This window comes from Microbacterium aurantiacum (assembly GCF_031625015.1).
GTDB classification, from domain to species: Bacteria; Actinomycetota; Actinomycetes; order Actinomycetales; family Microbacteriaceae; genus Microbacterium; species Microbacterium aurantiacum.
On the sequence record NZ_JAHWXH010000001.1, the window covers coordinates 927,446 to 952,979 of the forward strand.

26 protein-coding genes are annotated in these 25,534 nt (G+C 67.5%); 12 read left to right on the forward strand and 14 right to left on the reverse strand.

The features are described from left to right. Positions 1-17 precede the first annotated feature (17 nt). A complete protein-coding gene (locus tag KZC50_RS04390; RefSeq protein WP_310890733.1) occupies positions 18-1,022 on the reverse strand; it encodes a hypothetical protein in 1,005 nt (334 codons plus the stop codon). 557 nt (positions 1,023-1,579) lie between these two features. Here KZC50_RS04390 and dnaB point away from each other — a divergent pair. Next, positions 1,580-2,953 carry a replicative DNA helicase gene (dnaB, locus tag KZC50_RS04395; RefSeq protein ID WP_236966994.1) on the forward strand — a complete coding sequence of 458 codons (1,374 nt, stop codon included), beginning with the start codon at positions 1,580-1,582 and terminating at the stop codon, positions 2,951-2,953. Positions 2,954-3,034: 81 nt separating this feature from the next. On the opposite strand, the gene KZC50_RS04400 is transcribed toward dnaB, so the two are convergent. Continuing rightward, the gene (locus KZC50_RS04400; protein ID WP_310890734.1) at positions 3,035-3,715 is read right to left on the reverse strand and encodes a flavodoxin; all 681 of its coding nucleotides are present in this window, start codon (positions 3,713-3,715) and stop codon (positions 3,035-3,037) included. Positions 3,716-3,717: 2 nt separating this feature from the next. Next, a complete protein-coding gene (locus tag KZC50_RS04405; RefSeq protein WP_310890735.1) occupies positions 3,718-4,572 on the reverse strand; it encodes an aldo/keto reductase in 855 nt (284 codons plus the stop codon). Between the two features lie 144 nt (positions 4,573-4,716). On the opposite strand from KZC50_RS04405, the gene KZC50_RS04410 reads away from it, so the two are divergent. The 4 genes from KZC50_RS04410 to KZC50_RS04425 all read left to right on the forward strand — a co-directional run bounded on the left by KZC50_RS04410 (position 4,717) and on the right by KZC50_RS04425 (position 8,725). After that, positions 4,717-5,607 carry a helix-turn-helix domain-containing protein gene (locus tag KZC50_RS04410; protein WP_310890736.1) on the forward strand — a complete coding sequence of 297 codons (891 nt, stop codon included), beginning with the start codon at positions 4,717-4,719 and terminating at the stop codon, positions 5,605-5,607. Between the two features lie 92 nt (positions 5,608-5,699). Then, positions 5,700-6,686 (forward strand): aldo/keto reductase, encoded by a 987-nt coding sequence (locus KZC50_RS04415; RefSeq protein ID WP_310890737.1) that lies wholly within the window; start codon positions 5,700-5,702, stop codon positions 6,684-6,686. Between the two features lie 227 nt (positions 6,687-6,913). After that, positions 6,914-7,720 (forward strand): alpha/beta fold hydrolase, encoded by an 807-nt coding sequence (locus KZC50_RS04420; protein WP_053546841.1) that lies wholly within the window; start codon positions 6,914-6,916, stop codon positions 7,718-7,720. A gap of 69 nt (positions 7,721-7,789) precedes the next feature. Then, positions 7,790-8,725, forward strand: coding sequence for an NAD(P)/FAD-dependent oxidoreductase (locus KZC50_RS04425; RefSeq protein WP_310890738.1), 936 nt, complete (start codon positions 7,790-7,792; stop codon positions 8,723-8,725). Between the two features lie 28 nt (positions 8,726-8,753). Here the strand turns inward: KZC50_RS04425 and KZC50_RS04430 are convergent, their stop codons facing one another. The 4 genes from KZC50_RS04430 to KZC50_RS04440 all read right to left on the reverse strand — a co-directional run bounded on the left by KZC50_RS04430 (position 8,754) and on the right by KZC50_RS04440 (position 11,159). After that, entirely contained in the window at positions 8,754-9,122 is a 369-nt protein-coding gene (locus tag KZC50_RS04430; RefSeq protein WP_310890739.1) for a rhodanese-like domain-containing protein, read from the reverse strand. Next, entirely contained in the window at positions 9,122-9,241 is a 120-nt protein-coding gene (locus KZC50_RS15720) for a DUF8730 family Cys-rich protein (protein ID WP_490390908.1), read from the reverse strand. The genes KZC50_RS04430 and KZC50_RS15720 overlap by 1 nt, the downstream gene beginning before the upstream one ends. Before the next feature lie 79 nt (positions 9,242-9,320). Further along, positions 9,321-10,130 (reverse strand): SDR family oxidoreductase, encoded by an 810-nt coding sequence (locus tag KZC50_RS04435; RefSeq protein WP_310890740.1) that lies wholly within the window; start codon positions 10,128-10,130, stop codon positions 9,321-9,323. 87 nt (positions 10,131-10,217) lie between these two features. Then, the gene (locus KZC50_RS04440; protein WP_310890741.1) at positions 10,218-11,159 is read right to left on the reverse strand and encodes a LysR family transcriptional regulator; all 942 of its coding nucleotides are present in this window, start codon (positions 11,157-11,159) and stop codon (positions 10,218-10,220) included. A 122-nt stretch (positions 11,160-11,281) separates the two neighbouring features. Here KZC50_RS04440 and KZC50_RS04445 point away from each other — a divergent pair, with 122 nt between their 5' ends. Genes KZC50_RS04445 through KZC50_RS04455 form a run of 3 tightly spaced genes read left to right on the forward strand, consistent with a single transcriptional unit; the run spans position 11,282 to position 13,935 of the window. Beyond that, positions 11,282-12,274, forward strand: coding sequence for a putative oxygenase MesX (locus KZC50_RS04445; protein ID WP_310890742.1), 993 nt, complete (start codon positions 11,282-11,284; stop codon positions 12,272-12,274). 31 nt (positions 12,275-12,305) lie between these two features. Continuing rightward, positions 12,306-13,343 (forward strand): methionine synthase, encoded by a 1,038-nt coding sequence (locus KZC50_RS04450; RefSeq protein ID WP_310890743.1) that lies wholly within the window; start codon positions 12,306-12,308, stop codon positions 13,341-13,343. Continuing rightward, a complete protein-coding gene (locus KZC50_RS04455) occupies positions 13,330-13,935 on the forward strand; it encodes a flavin reductase family protein (protein WP_310890744.1) in 606 nt (201 codons plus the stop codon). The genes KZC50_RS04450 and KZC50_RS04455 overlap by 14 nt, the downstream gene beginning before the upstream one ends. Positions 13,936-13,971: 36 nt before the next feature. Here KZC50_RS04455 and KZC50_RS04460 read toward each other — a convergent pair whose 3' ends face one another. After that, the gene (locus KZC50_RS04460; RefSeq protein ID WP_310890745.1) at positions 13,972-15,384 is read right to left on the reverse strand and encodes a phytoene desaturase family protein; all 1,413 of its coding nucleotides are present in this window, start codon (positions 15,382-15,384) and stop codon (positions 13,972-13,974) included. Beyond that, positions 15,381-16,217 (reverse strand): UbiA family prenyltransferase, encoded by an 837-nt coding sequence (locus KZC50_RS04465; RefSeq protein WP_375294565.1) that lies wholly within the window; start codon positions 16,215-16,217, stop codon positions 15,381-15,383. Before KZC50_RS04465 ends, KZC50_RS04460 begins: the two co-directional genes overlap by 4 nt. 135 nt (positions 16,218-16,352) lie before the next feature. Here KZC50_RS04465 and KZC50_RS04470 point away from each other — a divergent pair, with 135 nt between their 5' ends. Next, on the forward strand, positions 16,353-16,646 hold the full coding sequence (locus KZC50_RS04470; protein ID WP_310890746.1) for a hypothetical protein: 294 nt from the start codon (positions 16,353-16,355) through the stop codon (positions 16,644-16,646). A gap of 719 nt (positions 16,647-17,365) precedes the next feature. On the opposite strand, the gene KZC50_RS04475 is transcribed toward KZC50_RS04470, so the two are convergent. The 5 genes from KZC50_RS04475 to KZC50_RS04495 form a co-directional block, all read right to left on the reverse strand. After that, complete coding sequence (locus KZC50_RS04475; RefSeq protein ID WP_310890747.1) at positions 17,366-18,118, reverse strand: HAD family hydrolase; 753 nt, start codon at positions 18,116-18,118, stop codon at positions 17,366-17,368. Between the two features lie 24 nt (positions 18,119-18,142). After that, the gene (locus tag KZC50_RS04480; RefSeq protein WP_310890748.1) at positions 18,143-19,171 is read right to left on the reverse strand and encodes a 6-phosphofructokinase; all 1,029 of its coding nucleotides are present in this window, start codon (positions 19,169-19,171) and stop codon (positions 18,143-18,145) included. Further along, complete coding sequence (gene manA, locus KZC50_RS04485) at positions 19,168-20,346, reverse strand: mannose-6-phosphate isomerase, class I (RefSeq protein WP_310890749.1); 1,179 nt, start codon at positions 20,344-20,346, stop codon at positions 19,168-19,170. The genes KZC50_RS04480 and manA overlap by 4 nt, the downstream gene beginning before the upstream one ends. 39 nt (positions 20,347-20,385) lie before the next feature. After that, a complete protein-coding gene (locus KZC50_RS04490) occupies positions 20,386-21,102 on the reverse strand; it encodes a PfkB family carbohydrate kinase (RefSeq protein ID WP_310890750.1) in 717 nt (238 codons plus the stop codon). A 124-nt stretch (positions 21,103-21,226) separates the two neighbouring features. Beyond that, complete coding sequence (locus tag KZC50_RS04495; protein WP_310890751.1) at positions 21,227-22,240, reverse strand: SIS domain-containing protein; 1,014 nt, start codon at positions 22,238-22,240, stop codon at positions 21,227-21,229. 209 nt (positions 22,241-22,449) lie between these two features. Between KZC50_RS04495 and KZC50_RS04500 the strand changes: the two genes are divergently transcribed. The 3 genes from KZC50_RS04500 to KZC50_RS04510 are packed head-to-tail and all read left to right on the forward strand — an operon-like array spanning position 22,450 to position 25,528. Further along, positions 22,450-23,748, forward strand: a complete 1,299-nt coding sequence (locus KZC50_RS04500; RefSeq protein WP_310890752.1) for an ABC transporter substrate-binding protein — start codon at positions 22,450-22,452, stop codon at positions 23,746-23,748. 29 nt (positions 23,749-23,777) lie between these two features. Next, positions 23,778-24,695 carry a carbohydrate ABC transporter permease gene (locus tag KZC50_RS04505; RefSeq protein ID WP_310890753.1) on the forward strand — a complete coding sequence of 306 codons (918 nt, stop codon included), beginning with the start codon at positions 23,778-23,780 and terminating at the stop codon, positions 24,693-24,695. Next, a complete protein-coding gene (locus KZC50_RS04510) occupies positions 24,692-25,528 on the forward strand; it encodes a carbohydrate ABC transporter permease (RefSeq protein WP_310890754.1) in 837 nt (278 codons plus the stop codon). Before KZC50_RS04505 ends, KZC50_RS04510 begins: the two co-directional genes overlap by 4 nt. Positions 25,529-25,534 lie beyond the last annotated feature (6 nt).

Sequence of the window (25,534 nt, forward strand, 5' to 3'; positions counted from 1 at the left end):
GAGCGGCGGAGCCGCGATCAGTCGGGGGAGACGTCGGTGGCGAAGAGGGGCGCCGGTGGCGTCGCGTGGTTCTCGAGTCGACCGCGTCGCACCCAGGCACGGTGTGCGACGAGCGGCCCGAGCGCCGCGAGGGCCAGGACGCCCGGACCGGTGCCACCCGGTCCGGATGCTGCCGCCGGGAGGCAGAGGCCTCCGGCGAAGAAGGAGGTCGTGGGGGAGGAGTCTGCGCCCGACACGACGGACGCCGCCGTCGGAACGGCGGGAGAGATCGCGTCGGGAGAAGCGGCGAAAGCGGACGTCACGGAGGGCATCGACGACGAGGCCGACACGACGCCTACGGGCAACGAGGCCACGACGGGCAGCGACTCAGCGCCGGAACTCGGGACGTCGACCGTGCCCGTACCGTTCGTGATGTCCTCAGCGATCGGCGGAGTCGTCGGCGCCGGAGTGACGGGATCGATGTCGGGGGCTGCAGGAGCGACCGGCGGAAGGCCGACGGATTCGCCGGTGTCGGAGACGGTCTCGACGACTGCGCCGAGGGACCGATCGGCCGTGCTGCTCAGGTCGGCGACGGCGTCATCCGCTCCGATGCCGGTCACCACGGTGCCCACGACCGGAACCTCGGTCACGAGATCGACGACCGGCGCGGTGATCGACTCGACCGCTCCACCGGTGACGACCTCTGCAACCGGCTGAGTGACCGGCTGCGCTACCTCGCCGACCGTCTCCACGACCGCGGAGACCGGCTCGGCGACCGGCGCGGGGGCGACCTCGACGGCAGACTCCGCGACTCCGCCCACGGTGCCGCCGACGACGTCGACGGTGCCCGTCACGGAGTCCGCCGCGGTATCGACGACATCCACCACGGCACCCAGAAGACCAGGGCGATCGCGTTCTCCGTCATCCGCGTGCGCAGGAACCGAGGTCGCCACGAGGGAGAGGGTCAGCCAGGCGAGCGCGAGGAAGCAGCCGGCGAGTGCCAGACGGAGCGTCCTCGACCGTGTCGAGTGCGTCGCTTCCACGTTCACCTCCTGAGACGGATGCGCGTCGCGCGTCGCGAACGCGACGCGGTCGAGAGGGTGCCTGGGTCGGCGACGTTACTCGCGGCGATGTGGGTTGTCTATCCCTTTCTTCTGAAAAGGGGGAAGGATGGCGCCGCTGCGCGGGTGTCCGGCCGCGGGTCTCCATGCCCGTGAATGCAACTCGAGGCGTGTGTCGGGCGTGTCGACTTGTACACAGGTCCACACAGCACATCAAACCTTCAACGCCTGCTTCAACCCGGAGTTTCTCCACAGGCTGTGAAACAGAAAAAGCCTGGTCAGAGGGCTAGCCGCGGGAGGGTTGCAAGATATCCACGGGTTTTGTCCACAGGTGTTGTTCACAGGCGTGACGGCGTTTCCCGCAAGTTCTCCACACAGTTATCCACAGGGGTGTTTGCGGATGTCGGACCCCCTTCATACCGTGGGGTTCGGTCATCGAGGCACGCCGTCCCGGTGGCCTGCTCACTTTCGCGGCTTCCGCGAATCCACGGTTTTCGCTCCACCACCCGCACCCCTTCTCGAGGAGGACGACAGCGCACATGTCGATCGCAGACATCTCGGAAGAGCGACTGGGCGGACCCCGAGAGTACGAGCGCACGCCACCGCACGACCTCGTCGCGGAGCAGAGCGCGCTCGGCGGCATGATGCTGTCGAAGGATGCCGTCGCCGACGTCATCGAGTCGCTTCGCGGGACCGACTTCTACATCCCCAAGCACGAGGTCATCTTCGAGGCGATCCTCACGCTGTACTCGCACGGCGAGCCGACCGACGTCGTCGCCGTCACGGACGAGCTGATCAAGGCCGGCGAGCTGCAGCGTGCCGGGGGAGCGGATTACCTCCACACCCTCACCTCGATCGTCCCGACCGCGGCGAACGCCGGCTACTACGCGTCGATCGTCTCCGAACGCGCGCTCCTCCGCCGCCTGGTCGAGGCGGGCACCCGCATCGTGCAGATGGGGTACGCCGGGCAAGGCGAGGCGCTCGACCTGGTCAACACCGCGCAGGCCGAGATCTACTCCGTCACCGGCGCTGAGGCGGTCGAAGACTACGTCCCGCTGAACGTCGCCGTCGATGCGGCGGTCGAAGACATCGAGGCCGCTCGCGGTCGGGACGGCCAGATGACCGGCATCCCGACCGGCTTCTCCGGACTCGATGCGCTGACCAACGGCCTCCACGGCGGCCAGATGATCGTCGTGGCCGCCCGTCCCGCCATGGGTAAGTCGACGCTCGCGCTCGACTTCGCCCGCGCTGCAGCGATCAAGGCGAACCAGCCGACGATCTTCTTCTCGCTCGAAATGGGTCGGAGCGAGATCGCCATGCGCCTCATGAGCGCCGAAGCTGCCGTCCCGCTGCAGAACATGCGCAAGGGCACGCTCGACTCCCGCGACTGGACGACGATCGCCTCCGTCCGCGGCAAGATCAACGATGCCCCGCTGTACATCGACGACAGTCCCAACATGACTCTCGTCGAGATCCGGGCGAAGTGCCGGCGGCTCAAGCAGCGCGTCGGACTCAAGATGGTCGTGATCGACTACCTCCAGCTCATGACGAGCGGCAAGCGCGTCGAGTCGCGTCAGCAAGAGGTCTCGGAGTTCTCGCGTGCGCTGAAGCTCCTCGCGAAGGAACTGCAGGTGCCGGTGATCGCGCTGTCGCAGCTGAACCGTGGTCCCGAGCAGCGCGCCGACAAGAAGCCCGCCATCAGCGACCTGCGTGAATCGGGTTCCATCGAGCAGGATGCCGACATGGTGATCCTGCTGCACCGTGAGGCGGCCTACGAGAAGGACAGCCCTCGCGCGGGCGAGGCCGACCTGATCGTCGCGAAGCACCGAAACGGTCCGACCGACACGGTTACCGTCGCTTTCCAGGGCCACTTCTCGCGCTTCACCGACATGGCCGTCGGCGACTTCGGCTGATGTAAATTCCGGCTGATCATGTCCAATTCCGAGTTCAAATGTCCCGAAGTGTCTTTCTGGACATTTGCAGTCACGGGCAGATCAGAGCAGGTCGGCGCTGCGGAGCCACTGCTCAACGGTGGCGGTAGTGCCGCTGTCGCGGACGTCTTCCCCGCGGACGGCGAAACCGCCGTGGAGCGTGGCCCCGGTGTTCAATTCACGGTAGAACGACTCGGTGTTGCCAAGGCCGCTGACGGCGTACGTGACGAACGGGTAGACGTCCTTGCCTGTGAGGTCCGCGCGTTCGGCGAAAGTCGCCATGATCATCGGCGGCTGCACGTTCCAGATCGGGCTGCCGATCAGCACCCGGTCATGCAGGCTCAGGTTGGGTAGGGCGTCTGCGATCGCGGGGCGGGCGTCGCCGTTCTGCTCATCGACGTTGCGGGCGACGGTGGGGTCGTAGCGGTCCGAGTACGCCTCGGCGGCCTCGATTCGGAACACGTCGCAGTCGATCTGGTCGCGGATCAGGTTCGCGAGGATCTCGGTGTTGCCGACGTCGAGGGTGCGGCGGCCGCCGTTCCAGTAGTTCTCACCGGGGCGGGAGAAGTAGACCAGCAACGTCGCTACCGGGCTGCTGGGCGCGGGGGTGGCGGGCGTGGTCACGGGGCTGCCTTCGGTCTCGGGGGTGGTGCAGGCGGCCAGCAGCCCTGCCGCGGCGGCGCTGATGGCGCCGGCCGCGGCGGTTCGCAGGAGCTGCCTGCGGGTGGGCTGCGGGACGGGCATGCTTACGATTCGGCGCGGCCGGTGAGCCAGCGGACCATGTCGGGGTCGACGTGGGAGAAGAACAGTGACTCGCCCGCCTCGAGTTCGGCGATCTTCGCCATCTGCTCGTCGGTGAGCTCGAAGTCGAGGACGTCGAGGTTCTGCTGCATGCGCTCGGGCTTGACGGACTTGGACACGACCACGACACCGCGCTGGACCAGCCAGCGGAGCACAACCTGCGCGACGGACTTGCCGTGCGCATCACCGATCTCGGTCAGGACCGGGTTTGTGAACAGGTCGTTCTTGCCCTCGGCGAATGGCGCCCACGCCTCGAGCTGCACGCCCTCGGCGTGCAGCAGCTCCTGGTAGTCGACCTGCTGGTGGAACGGGTTCGTTTCCATTTGGTTCACCGCGGGCACGACGTCGGCGAACGCGATGAGGTCCACGAGGCGGTCGGAGGCGAAGTTGGAGACACCGATCGCGCGGAGCCGGCCGCCCTTGTGGGCCTGCTCGAGCGCACGCCACTCTCCGTAGTAGTCACCGAATGGCTGGTGGATCAGGTACAGGTCGAGGTAGTCCAGGCCGAGCTTCTGCAGGGACGTGGTGATCGCTTCGCGGGCACCCTCCTCGCCGCGGCGCTGGATCCACAGCTTCGAGGTGATGAACAGCTCCTCGCGGGGTACACCGCTGGCTGCGATGCCACGGCCGACGGCTTCCTCGTTCCCGTAGGAGGCGGCGGTGTCGATGAGCCGGTAGCCGGCCTTGATCGCGTCGGTGACGGCCTGCTCGGTCTCCTCAGCGGGGATCTGAAACACGCCGAAGCCGAGCTGCGGCATCGTCGCGCCGGTGTTCAGGGTGACGGTGGGGATGGTGCTCATGAGCGTTCCTTCCAAGAAGCGGACCGGCTGCGGTTCTGCCGGTGATTCCATCCAACAGAGGTTCCTTCGCGTGGAACAGGCAGCGTTGTTTGGTGTACTGCCAGTGACTGTCTCGTGGTCCCGGCCCCGACCTACGCTTGCGATATGGACACCGGAACCGAAGCGAGCGACTTCCTCCGCACCCGTCGCGACCGCCTGAGCCCCGAAGCTGCCGGCCTCACCGCCTCCACGACGGGCCGGCGGGTGAAGGGCCTGCGCCGCGAGGAGGTCGCCACTCTCGCCGGGGTCAGCGCCGAGTATTACAACCGGATGGAACGCGGGAAGCTCGCCGGCGTCTCCGAATCCGTCCTCTACGCCGTCGCACGAGCGTTGCAGCTCGATGAGTCCGAAGAGCAGCACCTGTTCGACCTCGCCCGGGCCGCGAACGCCGAGCACGCCCTGACCCGCCCCGCACCCAAGCGCACCCCCGCGAAGATCCGCGCCAGCAACCGGGTGCAGCGCATCCTCGACGGGATGAGCGGGCTGCCCGCGTACGCCCGGAACGGACGCACCGACATCATCGCGATGAACCAGCTCGGCGCCGCCCTCATGCCGGGCCTGGTCCCGAACGGGAACGAGCCGGCAAACCTCGCCCGGTACCTGTTCCTCGACCCGTCCTCGCAGGAGTTCTACGACGACTGGGAGCGCGTCGCCCGCGACATGGTTTCCGCGTTCCGCATCGAAGCCGGCCGCACCCCGTTCGATCGGTCCCTCACCGATCTCATCGGTGAGCTGAGCACCCGCAGCGACCCGTTCCGTACCTGGTGGGCCTCCCACAACGTGCGCCTGCACACCAGCGCCACGAAGACCCTGCACCACCCCACGGTCGGCGAGGTCGAGGTCACCGGAGAAGCGCTCACCCTCGCCAGCGAACCGGACATCACGATCATCACCTACGTCACCGAGCCCGCCTCCGTGTCGGAAGAACGTCTCCGCGTCCTCGCCAGCTGGACCGCCAGCACCACCCCGACCGCGGCACCCACCACAACCCAGTGACAGTGGCGGCCTCGCCCCCGCTCCAATGCCCCCGTCCGACACCCCCAGCCGCACCGGCTGTCGTCGTCGTGCCCATCGAAAGGATTCACGCCATGAAGTACACCCGCCTCGGTAACTCCGGTCTGCAAGTCAGCCGCATCGCGCTGGGCTGCATGAGCTTCGGTGACCCAGCCAGCGGCCACCTGCCGTGGTCTCTCCCCAAGGATGACGCGCTGCCGTTCTTCCGGCAGGCGCTCGAGCTCGGCATCACCTTCTGGGACACCGCGAACGTCTACTCCTACGGCGACTCCGAGCGCATCGTCGGCGAGGCGCTCCGTCAGTTCACCAACCGCGACGATATCGTCCTCGCCACCAAAGCCCACTTCGGCGACACCCCGGGCAGCGGTCCGGGGCTGCGCGTCGCCGGCCTGTCACGGAAGGCGATCATGCAGCAGATCGACGCGTCCCTAACTCGCCTCGGCACCGACTACGTCGACCTGTACCAGATCCACCGATTCGACCCGGAAACCCCGATCGAGGAAACGATGGAAGCCCTGCACGACGTCGTCAAGGCCGGCAAGGCCCGCTACATCGGCGCGTCCGCGATGTGGACGTGGCAGTTTGCCAATATGCAGCACGCCGCTGACCTGCACGGCTGGACCCGGTTCGTGTCCATGCAGGACCAGTACTCGCTCCTCTACCGCGAGGAGGAGCGAGAGATGTTCGGCCTGCTCGCCGACCAGGGCGTGGGCAGCATCCCCTACAGCCCCCTGGCCAAGGGCCGCGTCGCCCGCCCCGCCGGAGAGCAGACCCAGCGCTCCTCCGACGACCCGGTGGGCAACAGCTTCTTCGCCGACACCGAACGCGACCGCCCCGTCATCGATGCCGTGCAGAAGATCGCCGAGGAGAGGGACGTGTCTATGGCGCAGATCGCGATGGCGTGGGTGCTCAACAACCCCGTCGTCAGCGCACCGATCATCGGCGCGACCAAGCCCCACCACCTCGACGACGCAGCCGCCGCTGTCGACATCGACCTCACCCCGGAAGAAGTCACCGCGCTCGAAGAGCACTACCAGGTCCGCCCCGCCGGCGGCTTCTGACGGCAACTCAACATCACTGTTGGCTGCTAAGAACGCGCGTCAATCCTCACGACCACGACGACAACTGAGCCCAGTGCGATTTGGGACACTTCTCCTCGGAATCCCACGTGCCGATCACGGACATCTAGGGCCGTTCAAGCCGCCTAGCCGGGACATCTGTCCGCGGAACTTACATCCGCACACCGGTGAGAGCCGATGACAGCGACCGCGACGACGAGAATGGGCGCATGGATGCCGCACCGCGCCCGCTGACGGAGATGCCCGATCCGCAGTACGTCATGGTGGGCGAGGGCTATCGCATCGCCACGTACTCGTGGGGGGATCCGGATGCCGAGACGGTGCTCGCCGTGCACGGATTCTCGTCGAGCTGCCGCGACAACTGGGTGAGCACCGGCTGGGTGCGCGACCTGACCCGGGCCGGGTTCCGCGTCGTGGGCGTGGATCAGCGCGGGCACGGGGCGAGCGACAAGCCGCACGACCCCCGCGCGTACGAGATGCGGGCATTCATCGACGATCTCGCCACGGTGCTCGACACCTACCTGATCGACTCGGCGCGGTATCTCGGGTACTCCCTCGGAGCCCGCGTCGGATGGCAGCTCGCCGTCGATCGCCCGCAGCTGCTGACCCGCGCCGTTCTCGGCGGCATCCCGGACGGCACGCCTCTGGCGCGCCTTCAGCTCGATCAGGCGAAGGCCTACGTCGCAGACGGAACGCCGGTCACCGACAAGGTCACCGGCAACTACGTGACCCTGGCTGAGCGAGTGGCGGGGAACGATCTCACAGCTCTCGTCGCGCTGGCCGAGGGGATGCGCTTCGGCGAGGACGGTGACCCCGATCCTGGTCGACCTCCGCAGCAGCCCGTGCTGTTCGCCACCGGCAGCGAGGACGCGATCCTGCCGCGGTCGCTACGCCTCGCCGAGGCGACCCCGAACGGCACATTCGTCGAGATCCCGGGCCGGCACCACTTCAACACCCCGGGATCCCGGGACTTCCGCGCGGCCGGGCTGGAGTTCTTCCGCGACGCCGAGAACTGACGGCGCCCACCTCCCGACGCACGACGTGGGTCGAGCCCGTCCCGGGTGTTCGCACGGGAGGATGGGCGTATGGCAGTGGATGTGACGGTGGTCGGCGGCGGCATTTCGGGACTCGCGTGTGCACGCGCGGCGAAGGCCGGAGGACTGTCCGTAAGGGTCCTCGACCGCGGGCGCCGTGTGGGCGGTCGCCTCGCGAGCCGGACGCTGTGGGATCGGCCCGTCGACCTCGGCGCGTCGTACTTCGTGGTCGCCGAGTCGACACCCTTCGCGCAAGTCGTCGCAGGTTGGCAGGAGCGCGGCCTCGCCCGGCCCTGGACCGACACCTTCTGGGTGGTCGACGCCGAGGGGGCCCAGACCCGCAAGAGCGGGCCCGTGCGCTGGGCCGCGCCCCGCGGTCTGCGGTCACTCGCGGAGGATCTCGCAGAGGGCCTCGACGTTCGGCTCGAGACCACGATCGAGAAGGTCGAGCCGTACCGCGTTGACGGCGAAGACGCCGGAGAGGTCGTCCTCGCGATGCCCGGACCGCAGGCGGCGCGCCTGAGCGAGAACGCGCCTGGTGCCGGAGGTGACTGGGAGCCGGTCATCGCCGTCGCGCTGCGATGGGATGCGCGCCAGTGGCCCGAGGACCTGCATGGCGCGTTCGTCGACGGCCACCCCGATATCGCTTTCATCGTCGACGATGGGGACCGCCGCGGTGACGGTGCGCCGGTGCTCGTGGTCCACACGACGCCCGATCTCGCACGACGCCACCTCGCCGATCCGGCCAGCGCCGTTCGCGTCGTCGTCGCGGCGACCCGCACGACGTTGGGCATCGATGTCGATCCCGCGGAGTCTTTCGCCCACCGCTGGACGTTCGCACGCCCGGCGCAGACCGAGGGCGCGCCGTTCCACCGCGGGCCCGGGATCTCGGCCTGCGGTGACGCGTGGGGCGATCGCTCCGCGGTGCGCACTGCGTGGGAGTCAGGCCACGCCCTGGGCCTCGCTCTCGCCTCTGATCGGAGTTGAGCGGCCCGGCGCCGCACGTTCATTCATCTCACGGAATGACAGGCAGTCCCGTGGCCCGCTCGGCCGCGGCGATGCCTCCCGCATCCGTCACGGAGAGTCCCGCGTTTTCCATCACAGCCACCGCCTGCGCGGACCGGTTGCCCGACGCACAGTAGACGACGTACTCGTCCTCGGGGTCGAGCGCTGCGACGGTCGATTCGAATCCGGCGGACTGGAGGTCGATGTTGACGGCACCGTCCAGGTGACCGTCGGCGTACTCCGCCGGGGTGCGCACGTCGACGATGACGGTGTCTTCATCGAGGGCGATCGACGGGGATGCGGCGGCTGCGCACCCGCTCACCGTCGCGGCGAGGACGAGGGCTGCTCCGACCGCTGACGCTCGCAGACGGCGACGCATCACGCGTGCCCCTGGCAACGCTGATCCGCCGGGACGCCCTGAAGCGCCTCCTCCACGTGCTGGCCGCACCCGGCCCAGGTCGCCTTGCCGCACTGATGACACGTCACACGAGCGCACATTGCTTCTCCCTCACGTCGGTTCGCAAGGATCGTAACATACCCCGGGGGGTATTAACGCGGAGTGGAGTCCGGCAGACCGTCAGTCGCCGGCGCTGCGCCAGTCGTCGGAGGTGAGGTGAGACCCGGCCTGCGGGCCCATCTGCAGCATGCCGCCGTCGATCACCCAGCTGGCTCCCGTGACGTAGGAGGCGGCGGGGGAGGCGAGGAACGCGGCGACGGCGGAGATCTCGTCCGGCTCGCCGGGACGACCGAGGGGGACGCCGGCGCGGTGCGTGGTCGCGGCATCCTCCGCGTCCATGTCATTGATGGGCGTGGCGATCTCACCAGGCCCGAGGGAATTCACCGTGATCCCGTGCTGGCCGAGCTCGAGCGCCATCGTCTTCACGAGGCCACCGAGGCCGTGCTTGGACGCGACGTAGGCCGAGCTTCCGACCCGCGGCTGGTGTTCGTGGACGCTCGTGATGGCGATGATCCGCCCGCCGCGACCGGCGGAAACCATGCGGCGGGCAGCCGCCTGCATGCCGACGAACGCGCCGTCGAGGTTGAGGCTCACGATCTTCCGCCACTCCTCGAGTTCGATGTCGAGGAAGGGCCCGCCGGTGCCGCCGCCGGCGTTGTTGACGAAGACGTCGACGCCGCCGAGCTCGTCGGCGAGGGCGTCGATCACCTTCGGCGCACCCTCCAGGTCGGTCGCGTCGAACTGCATTACCACCGCTCGCGCGCCGCGCGCACGCACGGCCTCGGCGGTCGCCTCCGCGCCATCCTGGTCGGAGTGCCAGGTGATGCCGACATCCATCCCCGCTTCCGCCAGGCCGATGGCGGTCGCCGCCCCGATGCCGGAGTCGGATGCAGTGACGATGGCGTACCGGGGGGTGAAGGTGTCGGTCATGGTGCGACGGTAACCCGCGAGTATTTCGCGGGCGGGGTCTTGCGGGCCGCGACCGCGGTCGCTAGGGCGACACGCGGCGCCCGACCTTCATCCCAGCAGCGTCACGCCGAACTCGGCGACGACGGTGCGGACCTCGGCGAGGTAGGACTCGGCCTGATCGGTCAGGGGGATCGCCGATCGACCGATCCACCCGATCTCGATGCGCTCGTCGACCTCCAGCGGAATGGCGACGATCTCCGGGTCGAGGTCGTCGCTGATGATGCCGGTCGAGATCGTGTACCCCTCGAGGCCGATCATGAGGTTGAAGATGGTCGCGCGGTCCGAGACCCGGATCTCCCGCGCGCTCGACAGGGTCGAGAGGATCTCCTCCGCGAAGTAGAAGGAGTTGTTCGCACCCTGGTCGAACGTCAGTCGGGGCAGGTCCACGAGGTCGTCCAGCGTCACGCGATCGCGCGTGGCGAGCGGGTTCTTCCGTGAGATGAAGATGTGCGGCGACGCGAGGAAGAGCGGACGGAAGACGAGCCCCGCGTCGCGCAGCAGCTTGTCGAGGACGTTGCCGTTGAAGTCGTTCCGGTACAGGATGCCGAGCTCGCTGCGCAGGGTCCGGACGTCCTCGATGATGTCCCACGTGCGGGTCTCGCGGAGCGAGAAGTCGTACTCCGCCGCGTCGCTCGCCCGCACCATCCGGACGAAGGCGTCGACCGCGAAGGAGTAGTGCTGCGCCGACACCGCGAGCAGGCGCCGGGACGGCGGGCGCCCGATGTACCGCTCCTCGAGGAGGGACATCTGCTCGACCACCTGCTTCGCGTACCCGAGGAACTCCGTCCCGTCGGCGGTGAGCGTCACCCCCCGCGCGGAGCGGAGGAGGAGTGTCCGGCCGACCCGCGCCTCGAGGTCCTTCATCGCGGCCGACATCGTCGGCTGCGCGACGTAGAGGAGGTCGGCCGCTGCGGTGATCGATCCCTCCGCGGCGACCTCGATGAAGTACCGCAGGTGCTGCAACGTGACGCTGTCCGATCCGCGAGCCATAGCGGCATCCTATAGATCCGGATAGTCGGGGATGGTTTCTCGATAGCTTCTCTCTGCCTGCACGATGGACCACTGACCTCCGCAAGGCCGAGCCCGGCCGAACGAGCCACGGATCGACCGCCATGACCACCACGTTCACGTTCACCACGACGACCACCCGCTTCGACGAGGATTACGCGCCGGCTGAGGGGACCCGGGCGACCACCAACTTCGCCAACCTCGCCCGCGGCGACGACCGTCGGGAGAACCTCCGCAACGCGCTAACGATGATCGACCGGCGCTTCAACGATCTCGCCCGCTGGGACAACCCCGAGGGCGACCGTTACACGGTCGAGCTCGAGATCGTCTCCGTCGGACTCCGGTTCGCCTCGGAGGGGGAGGATCGCGAGTTCCCGCTCCTCGAGGTGCTCGACGTCTTCATCGTCGATCGGCGGACGGGGGAGCGCCACCACGGCATCGTGGGCAACAACTTCTCCTCCTACATCCGCGACTACGACTTCAGCATCGCCCTGCCGGCGGCCACCGAGGCGGCCGGACGGTTCACGATCCCGGAGGACTTCGGTGTTCTGCACGGGCGCCTCTTCAAGGAGTTCGTCGACTCCGCGGCGTTCGAGGAGCGCTTCGCGGCGCCGCCCGTCATCTGCATCAGCGTCTCGACCAGCAAGACGTATCGGCGCACCGGCAACCACCACCCGGTGCTCGGTGTCGAGTACCGCCAGGACGAGCCGTCGCTGACCGACGCGTACTTCGGGAAGATGGGGCTCCAGGCCCGCTACTTCCTGCCCCCGGGGGCGAAGGCGCCGCTGGCGTTCTACTTCCGCGGCGACCTGCTCGCCGACTATTCGAACCTGCAGCTCATCGGCACGATCAGCACGATGGAGACGTTCCAGAAGATCTACCGCCCGGAGATCTACAACGCCAACTCCGCCGCCGCCGACGTCTACCGCCCGACCCTCGATCAGCAGGACTACTCGCGCACGCTGATCGCCTATGACCGCGACGAGCGCAGCCGGCTCGCCGTCGTCCAGGGGGCCTTCGCGGAGGAGCACCTCGTGAGGCCGCACGGCGCGGAGCTCCAGCGCTGGGCCGCGGCCCGCCCCGCCCCCGTCGGATGACACCCGGATCGATCTCGGAAGACCCACTGATATGAACACCCTCCTCCCCACCTCCCTCGTCGGCAGCCTGCCGAAACCCTCCTGGCTCGCCGAGCCCGAGACCCTCTGGTCACCGTGGAAGCTCGACGGCGACCAGCTCGCGGAGGCGAAGCAGGATGCGCTCCGCATCGTCGCCGCCGAGCAGTCCCGCCGCGGCATCGACGTCATCAGCGACGGCGAGCAGACCCGCCAGCACTTCGTGACGACCTTCATCGAGCATCTCGACGGGGTCGACTTCACGCAGCGCGAGACGGTCCGCATCCGCGACCGGTACGACGCCAGCGTTCCGTCCGTCGTCGGCGCGGTGAGCCGGCCGAAGCCGGTCTTCGTCGACGACGCGCGATTCCTCCGTCAGCAGACCGATCAGCCGATCAAGTGGGCCCTTCCCGGCCCGATGACGATGATCGACACCCTGTACGACCGGCACTACAAGAGCCGGGAGAAGCTCGCGTGGGAGTTCGCCGGCATCCTCAATCAGGAGGCGAGGGAGCTCGAAGCCGTCGGGGTCGACATCATCCAGTTCGATGAGCCGGCCTTCAACGTCTTCTTCGACGACGTCCGCGACTGGGGGGTCGCGGCCCTCGAACGCGCGGCGGAGGGGCTCCGCGCCGAGACCGTGGTGCACATCTGTTACGGCTACGGCATCAAGGCCAACAACGACTGGAAGGCGACCCTCGGGTCGGAGTGGCGCCAGTACGAGGAGTCGTTCCCGCTGCTCCAGCGCTCGAGCATCGACACCATCTCCCTCGAATCCCAGCACTCGCACGTCCCGATGGACCTCATCGAGATCCTCCGCGGCAAGAAGGTGATGCTCGGGGCGATCGACGTCGCGAGCGAAACCGTCGAGACACCGGAAGAGGTCGCCGACACCCTCCGGAGGGCGCTGACCTTCGTCGACGCGGATAAGCTCGTTGCGAGCACGAACTGCGGCATGGCGCCTCTGCCTCGGGATGTGGCCCTCGGCAAGCTCAGCGCACTGAGCGCAGGTGCCCGCATCGTTCGGGAGGAGATCGCCGGTGCCCAGTCCTGACAACGCCTCGTCGCCCCACGCGTGGGCGCCGTCGCATCCCCTCGAACCCGCCGAGGTCACCAAGGCCGGATTCGCGACCTCGCTCCCCGCGGAGGACTTCAAGGCGCTCTTCCGCGGTCATCCCGCGGGTGTCTCCGTCATCACGGCGGATGCCGGCGACGGACCCGTCGCGCTCACGGCGACGTCGGTGGCGTCGGTGAGCGCCGATCCGCCGCTGCTGATCTTCTCGATCTCGACGCTGTCGTCGGCTGCTGCGACCCTCGCGCGGGCCGAAACCGTCGTGGTCCACCTCCTGGACGCCGACGACATCGACCTCGCGAGGCTCGGCGCGACCAGCGGCGTCGATCGCTTCGCCGAAGAAAGCCGCTGGACACGCCTGACCACGGGCGAGCCGGTGTACCGGGGCGTCCGCGCGTGGGTGCGCTGCGCGGTCATCAACCGCATGGATGCCGGCACGTCGACCGTGATCGCCGCGCACGCGCTGCAGTCCCACATCGAACGCGACGTCGCACCCGGGGAGCCGGGCGATGCCCTGGTGCATCACAACCGCAGCTGGCACCGCCTCAGCGAGGGCTCCCGCCTCGAGGGCTGAGGCCGCTTCGACGGCCCGCTACCGGGGCGCCCCCGCTCAGGCGGGGTGCTTCGCCAGGAGCTTGGACACGGTCATCATCGCCCCGCCGAGGACGGCCGGGATGCCGCCGCCGGGGTGCACCGAGGCGCCGACCCGCCAGAGCCACGGCGTCCGGAGGTCGTGCTGCGCCGGCCGGTGGAACGGGCCGCTCATCCACAGCGGGCGCGCCGTGCCGTAGAGGGCGCCGTGGGGTTCGCCGAACGTGCCGAAGTACCGCGGGTCGAGCACGACGATGTCGGTCATCGCATCCGTCAGCGGGGCGTCGAGGCCCATCGTCCGCGAGATGCGCTCGACTTCGCGGCGCACGAACGGGTGGTCCAGCGAGTACTCCGCGCCGTCGGCGGGACTCGTGAGGAGGATGCCCAGCGTGCTCCGGTCGTTGGGGTAGATCTCGCCCGCGCGGTAGTGGTTCACGAACGCCATGGTGTCGGCGGGCTCGTCGCCCGCGGCGAGGCTCCGGTACAGCGCGGCGGGCTTGGTGGGGAGGATGACGCTGTGCGCGGAGGTGGTCTCGGGGAGCGGATCGGTCAGCACCCCGTAGATCGCCACCGCCGAGCATGACAGGGTCTGTGATGACCTCCGCGGCCGGTCGCGGCCGAGGAGCGCGTCGAGGCGGTCGGCGTCGAGACCACTGACGACCATGTCGGCGGGGTACGCGGCATCCGTCGTGGTGACCCGTCCGCTGTCGATGCGGGTCACGGCCGCGCCGGTGCGGATGTCGACCCCCGCCGCCTCGGCGAGGCGCTGCAGCGCCAGGACGATCTCGTACACGCCGCCGCGCGGCACCCAGACCCCCGACGCGGCCATGATCGCCGGCATGCTCGCGTACAGCGCAGGCGTCCGGGCGGGCGAGACGCCGGCGTTCAGCGTGTGGATGGCGATGATCTCGCGGAGCCCCTCCGGCATCCATTCGAGGCTGTCGAGGTACGCGGTCGTGCTGAGACGCCGGCCGTAGACGGCCAGCAGCCGCCGCAGCGCCGGCAGGGACGACCGGTCGAGCGGGTCGGCGACGAGGAGCGCGGTCGCATCGTCGGCGAGCGGCGCGTGGAGGTCGCTGAAGCGCTTCCACGCCGGATACCAGGGGTGCTCCGGCGGGACGGGGAGCGTCACGTCCTCGCCGTCGTAGTAGTAGCGACCGACCTCGGGGAGGCGCTCCAGCTCGAGGTCGGCGACCCCGGTGATCGGGCGCGGTCCCGAGTCGAGGAGGTGGAGGAGTCGCTCCCACACCCCCGGGAACGTGACGAGCGAGGGCCCGGTGTCGATGCGCTCGCCGCCGACATCGAGGCGCCGGCTCTTGCCGCCGACGGTCTCGCGCGACTCGAGGAGGGTGACGTCGTGCCCGGCATGGGCGAGGAGAGCGGATGCCGCGAGCCCGCCGAGACCGGCGCCGACGACGACGATGCGGCTCACGGGTAGAGCCCGAAGAACATGGCCGCGAGCAGCAGACCGCTCGCGACCGAACCGGCGATGTAGGGGAACGCGATCGACAGCGGGTACAGACGCCGCCCCGTCGCAGGGGTCGGGCGGACCATCATCCACACGACGAGGACCCCCGAGATGGCGAGGTTCACCGCGGCGACCGGGAGGCTGATGAGGGCGAACAGCACGGTGGAGACGATCCACCAGGCACCGCTCCAGATCGCCGTACCGCGGGGGCCGAGCCGGACGGCGGTGGTGGTGATGCCCGCCTCGCGGTCCTCGTCGATGTCCTGCACGGCGTCGTACGCGTGCTTGGCGATGCTCCAGGCGAACAGGCCCAGGATCGCCGGCCACACGGGCGCTGCGCCGAGGGCGATCGGCATGATCAGCAGCGGCATCCCGTAGGCGGCGTTGCTGAGCGAGTCGAGGAACGGCCTCCGCTTGAACTGCAGCGGCGGGGCGGAGTAGAAGACGAAGACGCCCGCGTAGATCGCGATCAGCCCCACCGCCGGGAGGGGGAGGGTGACGAGGAAGTAGATGAGGAACGGGATGTTCAGCGCCGCGACGGCCCACACGATCAGGCGGACCTCGTGCGGATGGATGCGCGCGCCCTCGATCGTGCCCTTGCGGGAGTTCAGCGCGTCGGTGTCCTGATCGAAGATGTCGTTCACGCCGTAGATCAGCAGGTTGAACGGCAGGGTCAGCCACAGGAGGATCGGAAGCGCCCGCAGATCGAACGGCACGCCCGTGAGCCAGATGCCGACCGCGCCCGATCCGATCGTGTTGATCCACAGCACGGGCCGCGAGATGTGGATGAGGCGCACGAGCGCGTGCCAGGCGACGGCCGGTCCGGTGCGGGGGACTGCCCCGGCGTGCTCAGAGATGGCGGCCTCCGCGGGGGGACGACGCGGGTGCGCGGAAAACGGCGATGGCAGGACTCCGACTCCTGAGGACGGCGGATGCCGCACGCGATGGGGTGTGACGCGATTCTAACTTTCGCCGGGAGGGCGCGGGCGCGGCCGGGATCGGTGGGCGTGACGCCGCGCGGCGTCGTGAAACGCTCGCCTCTACAGGCTGAGCTGATGTGCACCGATCAGGTCCCGCTCGACGCGGATATCGCGCGTGCGCTGATCCGCGAACAGTTCGCCGACGATCAGCAGGTGGAGCCGGCCGCGCCCAGCTCGAGTTCAGTTCGCAGGACGTCGGCGACGCCATACGTCCAGTCGCGGCTTGGGGAGGTGAAGGAGGGGTGAGCCAGACCGCTCCTACCCCGAGCTACTGAAAGTAGTCGAGGTATTGTCGCAGGACGGTCATGTCCCCGATGCCAACGCCGCTCGTCTCGACCACTGCGCGCACGCTTGCCGAGAATCATGGGTCGGCAGGCAGCCTCTATTTGCCGTCGTTGTGGTTCCGCGACGGCGTACGCGCCGTGTCGGCTGGTGACGCTAGCGCGTGTCTCCCATATGGGTCCGGCAGCAGTTCAGATCCCACCGTCACCGTCACCGACACATCCGATGCCCTGAGATCCCCAGTAAACACTGGGATCACGGGGCTTCTCTCTTGCCGTGAAGCTGGCCTGTGCCCACGCCTGGCCCACATTTGAGATGGAACGGGACCGGGCGAGGCGGTATGTTCCCGCAGTTCCACGGCGCATAGACCCGGGCTGTCAGGCGTCGCGGAAGTCCTGAAGTCTTCGAGTGCGAGCCCGATCCGACAGGACTTCGCACGCGTCATGCCACAGGTGCGAGCGGTATGCAGCGCCGTTGCCTGACAGCACTCGATCAACCGTGACGGGGCACAGATGGCATGCTCGGACGCCATCCGGCCCGCCCCGGGTGTCGAACGACTTCACGAGCGAACCGAGCGCGGTCTTGCTCGCGCTGCACGCCACGCCCGCCGCGAACGCCGCCGACGAGATGGCTCGTGCGTGGAACGGGCGGCAGGCGGCCACGCTTGCCGCGATGAGGCGCGCTCACGACCCCCTAGGCATCTTCTCTGACATCAGCGGGAGGAGATGACCACGATCTTCCGCCCGTAGCTTCCGTTCGCCTGGGGCGTATGGGAGCACGCCGCGCAACGCGGCTTCACCCGGGCACCCCGCGGTGAACAAATCGGCCATGTCGGTGATGGCGGACGCACCTGCAGCGACGATCTGCTCCGTGGTCGTGTACGGGTTCACGAGGCCCACGGCCGTCATGCCGGCGGCGAGCGCGGCGCGTATGCCGGGCAGGGAGTCCTCGACGGCCAGGCAGTTCACCGGATCGACGCCGAGCATCTCCGCGGCGCGGATGTACGGGTCGGGCGCCGGCTTTCCCCGGGAGACATCCTCTCGCGCGACGATGTGATCGCCGAAGTGGTGGCGTAGGCCGAGGCGATCGAGGGTACGGCGTATCCGGTGCCCCGAGTTGTTCGAGGCGATCGCCGTCGGCGCGTTCAGCGTCGCCAGGGTGTCCACGACGTTGGGTGTGGGCTGCACCTCGTCGAACATGGTCTCGAAGAGGGACGCATAGCGCGTCACTGTCGCCACGTCCGGCTGTGCGCCGAGCAGGCGGCGCAACTCCGTCTGGTGGTATTCCTTGGTGCTCCCGACGAAGCGAGCAGCGATGTCGTCAGCGGACAAGCGCACGCCGTGTTCGGCCAGGAGCCGGCGGTCCAGCTCGATGCTGATGTGCTCGCTTTGCACCAGGGTTCCGTCGAAGTCGAAGATGACAGCTTCGGTGTGCATCTCTCTCGCGCTCCTCCGTCGATATCAGCCGAAGAGCAGTGCAGCTTCTTCGTAGCGTGCGAGAGGGACGAGTTTGGGTGTCGCTGTCGCCTCGGCCATGCTGACCGAGACGATCTCGGTTCCTTTGAGACTTACCATCGTGCCCCATTGATGGCGCTCTGCCGCGTCGGTGGATGCCACACCCAGACGGGTGGCGAGCACCCGATCGTAAGCGCTGGGTACGCCCCCGCGCTGAGCGAAGCCGAGAGCAGTCGAGCGCGACTCGATGCCCGTCCTCTCTTCGATGAGCGGTGCGAGGACGTCCGCGATGCCCCCGAGCCTGGGACGGTTGAAAGAATCCAGACCCTTGTGCGAATGGGGTTCCGACATTCCTTCCATGACGAAGCCCTCCGAGACGACGACGATGGGTGCTCGGCCACGATCGCGTACAGCCTGCACCCAGACGCACACCTGTTCGATCGAGACGGACTTCTCGGGCACGAGGATGGCGTGAGCGCCGGCTGCCATGCCCGTATGCAGCGCGATCCAACCGGAGTGTCGGCCCATGACCTCGACGACGATGCAGCGCCGGTGTGATTCAGCGGTCGTTCGAATCCGGTCGACCGCTTCTGTTGCGATCTCCACCGCGGTATCGAAGCCGAAGGAGTAGTCGGTCGCCGCGAGGTCGTTGTCGATCGTCTTGGGAACGCCGACGACCGGGAGCCCGGCGTCAGCGAGGCGGCGCGCCGCAGTCAGCGTCCCCTCTCCGCCGATAGCGATGACCGCGTCGATGCGATGGGACGTCAACACCGCCGAGACGTTGACTGCACCGCCGCGCGGTCCGTCGAAGGGATTCGTTCGCGAGGACCCCAGGATGGTTCCGCCCTGCTTGGAGAGGCCTCGGACGCTGTGTCGGTCCAACGGCACGAAGTCGGCATCCATGAGCCCTCGCCACCCATCGCGAAATCCGACGAAGTCGCTTCCGTATGCGCGATCCCCGTGCAGGACGGCACCTCTGATGACGGCGTTGAGACCGGGACAGTCTCCACCCGAGGTGAGGATCCCGATTCTCATCTGCTCCCTCCTTCGTGCGGCAGATCCCGCGCTGCCGGCGTGCGCACCACGATCACGGATCCCGCGCCCTGCGTACTCACGGCGCCGTCCGCGTGCGGAATGAAGGCAGCGCGCCCGCGCGTGAGGACGATCTCGCCACTTCGCGAGACGAGCGACACCTCGCCGTTCAGGCACAGGACCAGCTTCGGCCCGAAGGCGGGAAGGGTGCGATGGTCGCCATCCACCCAGATGTGACTGATGGCGAACTCCGGCGTTCCGGGATCGATGTCGTAGCTTGCGGTCCCGTCGCCCGGTGCACGGAAGACGCGGGGCGGATCGGTGAGGAGATTGTCCAGGACCTGCGGAAGCGAGACTCGTTTACGTGTCAGGCCCGCACGGAAGACGTTGTCCGAGTTCGCCATGACCTCGACCGCGAGTCCCGAGCGGTAGGAGTGGACGACGCCCGACGGCACGAACGCAGCATCCCCCGGAGCGAGGACGACCCGATCGAGGAGCACGGACGCGACCACGCCGGGATCTCCTGGGTATTGCGCGGCGAGCGCGGAGATACCGGCCACACTGTCGTCGTGGCTCGATCCCACGCGGGACGACTCCTGCACGATGCCGGCGACGTCATCGCGCCCCAGGCGAGAGAGATACCCGAAGGCTTCCTTCAGATCGGCCGGGCTTCGGCGAATCAGGTCCGCGGCGGGGCGCAGTGCAGGATGCGTGAACCTCGCCAGGGTGGCCTGTATCGCTTCGAGGTCGCGGAACCCGATCAGCCCTTCGAAGGGGGTGACAGCGAAGAGCATCTCGGGCTTGTGGAACGCGTCCGAGAACGTTCGGTTCGCAGCCTCAACCTGCTCCCGTTGCTCCGCGGCATATCCCGCCGCCGCGTACGTCGCATTCGGATGGACCTGGAGTGACACCGCCGACGCCGGCGCGAGGAGCTTGACCAAGTAGGGAAGGCGGTGGGAGAAGCGCTGAGCGACGTCGGGGCCGAGAGTCCCGTCCACGTCTCGGGCGATGTGCTCCGAGAGGGAAGACTCATCATCGGTGAGCGTCGGACCCGAGGAATGGGCGCCGAACCAGAGTTCCGCGAGGGGCTCGTCGGTGGGTTCGGTTCCGATGAAACGGGGGATTGCATCCGGGGAACCCCAGCTGTAGTTCTTGGAATGGCCGAAAAGGCGAAGCACGGTGGTCTGCTCCCGGTCAGGTCGATGGAATGATCGTGTTCATTGGCGCCATCCGCCGCGATGCCCGCAGGTGGTGGCGGCGAGTCGGGTGCCGGACTCCAGCGCCTCCGGGAGCGTGGCCCCCTGTGTCATGGCCGCGATGAAGCCTGCGATGAAGCTGTCGCCGGCGCCGGTCGCGTCCACGACATCGATGTGCTTCGCCGGCAGGAAGGAGAAGTCGTCGCCATCCGAGCCGATCACTCCTTGGGAGCCGAGGGTGACAATCGACGTGGTGACACCCGCGCTGAGGTGTCGTCTGATCGCTTCGCGCGGCTCGATTCCCTGAAGCATCGCGCCGGAGGTGAAGGCAACGTCCAGATCGTCGAAACCTGACGAGACCGACATGTCCTGACTGATGACTGCGCGCGGATTGCGAGCACGGATCGCAGATCTGAGATCGCTCGCGCGAGGCTGCATGCCGATGTGGATCCATTGGCATTCCGCGATGGCGTCCAGGTGGCGTTCCGACGGGAAGAACTCGGCAGTCACACCGAACTCTTCCCGCTCGAACACGCGCTCCCCGTCGGGGAGAACGGCGATATCGGTGACGGCGGTCGAGCCGCTCATCGTGACGACGCCTCGAGTGGACAGCCCGATTCTGTTCATGGCCATGCGGATGACATCGGCGAGCGGATCGGTGCCGACGGCCCCCCAATACCCCGCCGTGTGGCCGGCGAGCGTGAGCTGGGCTGCGACGTTGAGTGCGTTGCCCCCCACGATGGACGAGTCGACGTACCGATCGATCGTGTTGTCGCCGACGACGGCGATGTGCCACGGGTGATCGCCGGTCGTGTTTCCGCGCGTCATGTACGCCTCCGTTCGGGCTGTCCCTGGTTCGAGCTCAGTATGCGATGCGCCGGTAGTACCGCCGCGTCGTCAGGGGGTGATCGCGGACGACTTCGAGGTGCGCACTCAGCCGCTCGAGTGCGGCAGCGAAGACGATCGGGGAGATCAGGGCCCGCACGTCTGCGCTGATCCCCGGAAGAGCGAAGTCGCGGCTGTCGATCACTCGGAGTCCGTCGGTGATCGTGGGGACGAACTGTTCGACACGCTCCACGAGAGCGCGGTTGGCGTCCTCGCCCTTGAGCAGGATCATGCTGGTTCCCGGCTCGACGAGCTCGAGCGTGCCGTGGAAGAAGTCGGAAGCATGGATGGGGCGGGTCCAGATCCACTGCATCTCCTCGAGGATGCACATCGCGTAATACCACGCCTCGTACCAGCTCGACCCGGCACTGCATACGAGATGGTGCTGAGCGTCGCGCATCTCGTCGGCGAGTTCGGCTGCCCGCGGCTCGAACTGGCGCTTGACGTCGACGAGCAGCGCAGGCAACGTCTCCAGCTCGGCGACGATGCGGTCGTAGTCCGCGATCTCCCCGCGCACGTCCATGATGGCCAGCGCGATGAGCATCGTCTGCAGCAGGAAGTTCTCGCTGGAAGTGTCGTCGGCGCAGTCGTTCTGAAAGTTGATGTCAGCGTTCTCCGCCAGCGGTGTTCCCGACGTGCCGGTCAGAGTGATGACCTTCGCTCCGCGCGCCCGTGCGTAGTCCAACGCGGCGACGGCCTCCTTCGTGGTTCCCGACACCGACGGGGCGATGACGATGGAGTTGCTCGTGAGGTTGACGTTTCCTTCGAGGACCAGTTCTGCGCCCATTTCGACGAACGTCGGAAAGGACGAGCGGCTCTGCAGCAGTCGTGCGGCAGGCATTCCCAGCAGTGCGACGCCGCCCGAACCGGCGAAGAAGACGTTCTCGGCGCCTCCCTCGAGGAGCGCGCGGATTGCGTCGCGCAGCGGCCTGGCAAGACCGACAGCTCCATTCTCCACGGAGAGGTAGTGATCTGGGTCGAAGTTCAGCATGTCTGTCCGATCTCTGGATGTCTGACAACAAGGTCGGTACGAGTTATAGCATTCACGGTGCAAATGTCGCAATCTCCGAGCAAGTGTCATGAGCGGTTGCGTGGCGGTCAGACTTGTTATAGCTTGTCCGACAACCAACCGGCGCACCGCATTTCGCTGAAGATATGCACCACCGCGGGGTCGGCGCCGTTCACATGAAAGGGACTACCTTGCAACACAGAATTCGTTCCGCACTCCCCCTCCTGGCCGTGCTCGGGGTGACCGTCGCCCTCAGCGGATGCTCGTCCGAGCCGGCGGAGTCTGGAGATGGCGTCACCCTGACGGTGTGGTACAACACCCAGGGATCGGATGCACTCATGAACGTCTACTCGGCGTATGAGCAGGCCTCCGGCAACAAGGTCGAGCTCGTTCCCATCAGTTCCGACGGCTACGCGGATGCGGTGCTGGCGAAGTGGGCGACGGGCGACCGGCCCGACATCCTTGAGTTCGCCCCCACGTCGTCTTACATCTCGATGCTCAACCCGGGGCAGAACCTCCTCGATCTTTCGGATGAGGAGTTCGTGGACGCATCCGGTGAGCTGTACGACGGAAGCGGACGAGGGACCGACGGCAAGGTCTACGCGGCGATCACGAGCTTCCCGGAGGTATGGGGCGTCTATTACAACAAGGACGTCCTCGCCGCCAATGGCCTCGAGCCCGCCACGACGGTCGACGCCATTCGCGAGCAGTGCGCGACGCTGTCCGCCGCCGGAGTCACGACGCTCGCCGAAGCGGGTGGGTCGGGCTGGCCAACCGCCTCACTGCCGCTCCTGTACGGGACGTCTTCTGCCGACGAGTCGTGGACCGCTGACGTCGTGGCACGCGAGGTCACCGTGGCCGACGAGGACTCGCCGCTGCTCGCCGGCTTCGAGGTGTACGCCCAGCTCCTGGCGGATGGCTGCATGAGCAGCGACATCTCGACCGCCACGTTCGAGGACTCGGTCGCCGACGTGCTCGCGGGCGAAGCGGCCTACCAGCTCATCCACTCGAACATTGCGCCGGTGTACGTGGACGCGGCCAACGGGGACGCCGAACTCGTCGACGAGACGATCGGGTTCACGACCGTCGGAGCATCGACCAAGGCGGCGTTCATCCAGCCGGGCATTCCCGGAAGCTACCTGCTTCCCAGGACCGGCGACGACGCCCGCCAGGCGGCGGCGCGCGAGTTCGTCAGGTTCGCCACGGGCGAGCACTATCCGACCTTCATCGAGGAGTCGGGCACGTTCCCGGTCATCGTCGGCACGCCGGACCCGGAGTCGGCTACGGGATTGATGATCGACATCAAGAACTCCTATGACGAAGGGCCGCTGCGGGCACTCATGCAGACCGACCTGCCGGGAGCGATGAACGGAATCGTCGTTCAGATGTCGGAGCTCATCGCCGGACAGGCGACACCTCAGCAGGTCGCGGACCAACTGCAGACCGAACTGGAGACCGCAGCCACGGCGCAGGGACTCGACGGCTGGTGATAAGGCCCGCCACCCGTCGCGTCTCGATCGTGACGTCGACACGCACCGCGCTCCTGCCGGGGAAGACATCGCGTCTTCCCCGGCAGGGGCTGGGCGCGGGTCTGCGTCGCTTCGCGGTCCCGGCCTACATCATGGTCGGCATCTTCTTCGTCCTGCCGCAGTTGCTCAATCTCTACTTCGCGTTCACGAACTGGACGACGTACTCCAGCGACATCTCCTGGAATGGGCTGGGAAATTTCGAGCTCCTCGCCAAGCAGGGGCGACTCTTCCATCCGCTCGCGGTCACGCTGGGCTACGCGGTGGTCGCCATGATCTTCCAGAACGTGATCGGGCTCTCCCTGGCATACGCGCTCCGGCGCAGCACGCCATTGAACGGACTCTTCCGATCTCTCTTCTTCCTTCCCGTGCTCCTCTCCCCGCTCGCTGTCGGCTACATCTGGCGGGGATTGCTGAAGCCGGACGGGCCCGTGAACGACGCGATCTCGGTCGTCGTCCCGGGGTTCGGCTGGGCCTGGCTAGGTGAACCCGCCACCGCGTTGGCCGCCGTCGCATTCATGGACGCCTGGAAATGGATCGGCTTGACTACCCTCGTCTACATCGCCGGCATCAACTCCGTACCCGGGGAGGTGCTCGAGGCTGCCAAGCTCGATGGAGCCAATGGCTGGTCCAGCTTCTGGCGGATCACCTTCCCCCTGCTCGCTCCGGCATTCACCTTCAACGTCGTCTCTACCTTCGTCGGCGCGTTCAGCGCCTATGACGTCATCCAGGCCAGCACGGGAGGTGGCCCCGGCGACAGCACCCGGGCTCTCTTCGTCGAACTGCGCCTGCAATGGGCGCAAGGCAACTTCGGCACCGGAAGCGCCCTCGGGCTCATGGTCACCCTCCTCGTCGTGGTGATCGCCGTGCCGCTCGTTTGGTACCTCCGCCGGAGAGAGGCCCGCATATGAAGCGTCGAGACGCACTCCTGAACTCGCTGCGGGTGACCGCACTGACCCTCTTCGCGATTCCGTGGGTGATCGTGCCGATATGGATGGTCGTCGTCAACTCGTTGAAGCCGGCCGGGGATGCTGCCTCCCTCGACCTGGCGCTGCCGTCCAACTTCGCGGTCCTGGACAACTACACGGCTGTCTTCGTCGAGGGGCGCTATCTGCAGGCACTGGGCAATAGCCTCCTGGTCAGCATCCCCACGATCATCATCGTCCTGATGATCGGTGCGGCCGCATCCTGGGTGTTCGCCCGTCACCGGTCGCGGTGGGCGCAAGGAGCGTTCTACCTCATCGCACTCTCCATGCTGATTCCGCCGACCCTCATCCCGACGATCTTCCTGCTGCGGACGATTCAGCTGGATGGCTCCACGCTCGGTTACATCCTGGTGCTCATCGGGACGCGCCTGGGAATCGTCGTCTTCCTCACCACGGGGTTCATCCGCAGTATGCCGATCGATCTGGAGGAAGCGGCCGCGATCGACGGGGCCTCGCGCACGCAGGTCTTCTTCCGTGTCCTGCTGCCGCTCACGCGACCGATCCTGCTCGTCGGTGCGATCATGCTCATCATCAACGTCTGGGGCGACTTCTTTTTCGCCCAGTTCTTGCTGACCGGCGTCTCGACCCAGACACTCCCGTTGTCGCTATACACCTTCGCGAACAGCTCGGCGCAGAGCCTGCGCTGGAACCTTGTGTTCGCACATGTCGTCATGTCCGGTCTCCCGCTCATCATCGCGTTCGTGTTCATGCAGAAGCGTGTCGTGGGCGGACTCACCGACGGCGCACTGAAGGGATGATCAGGG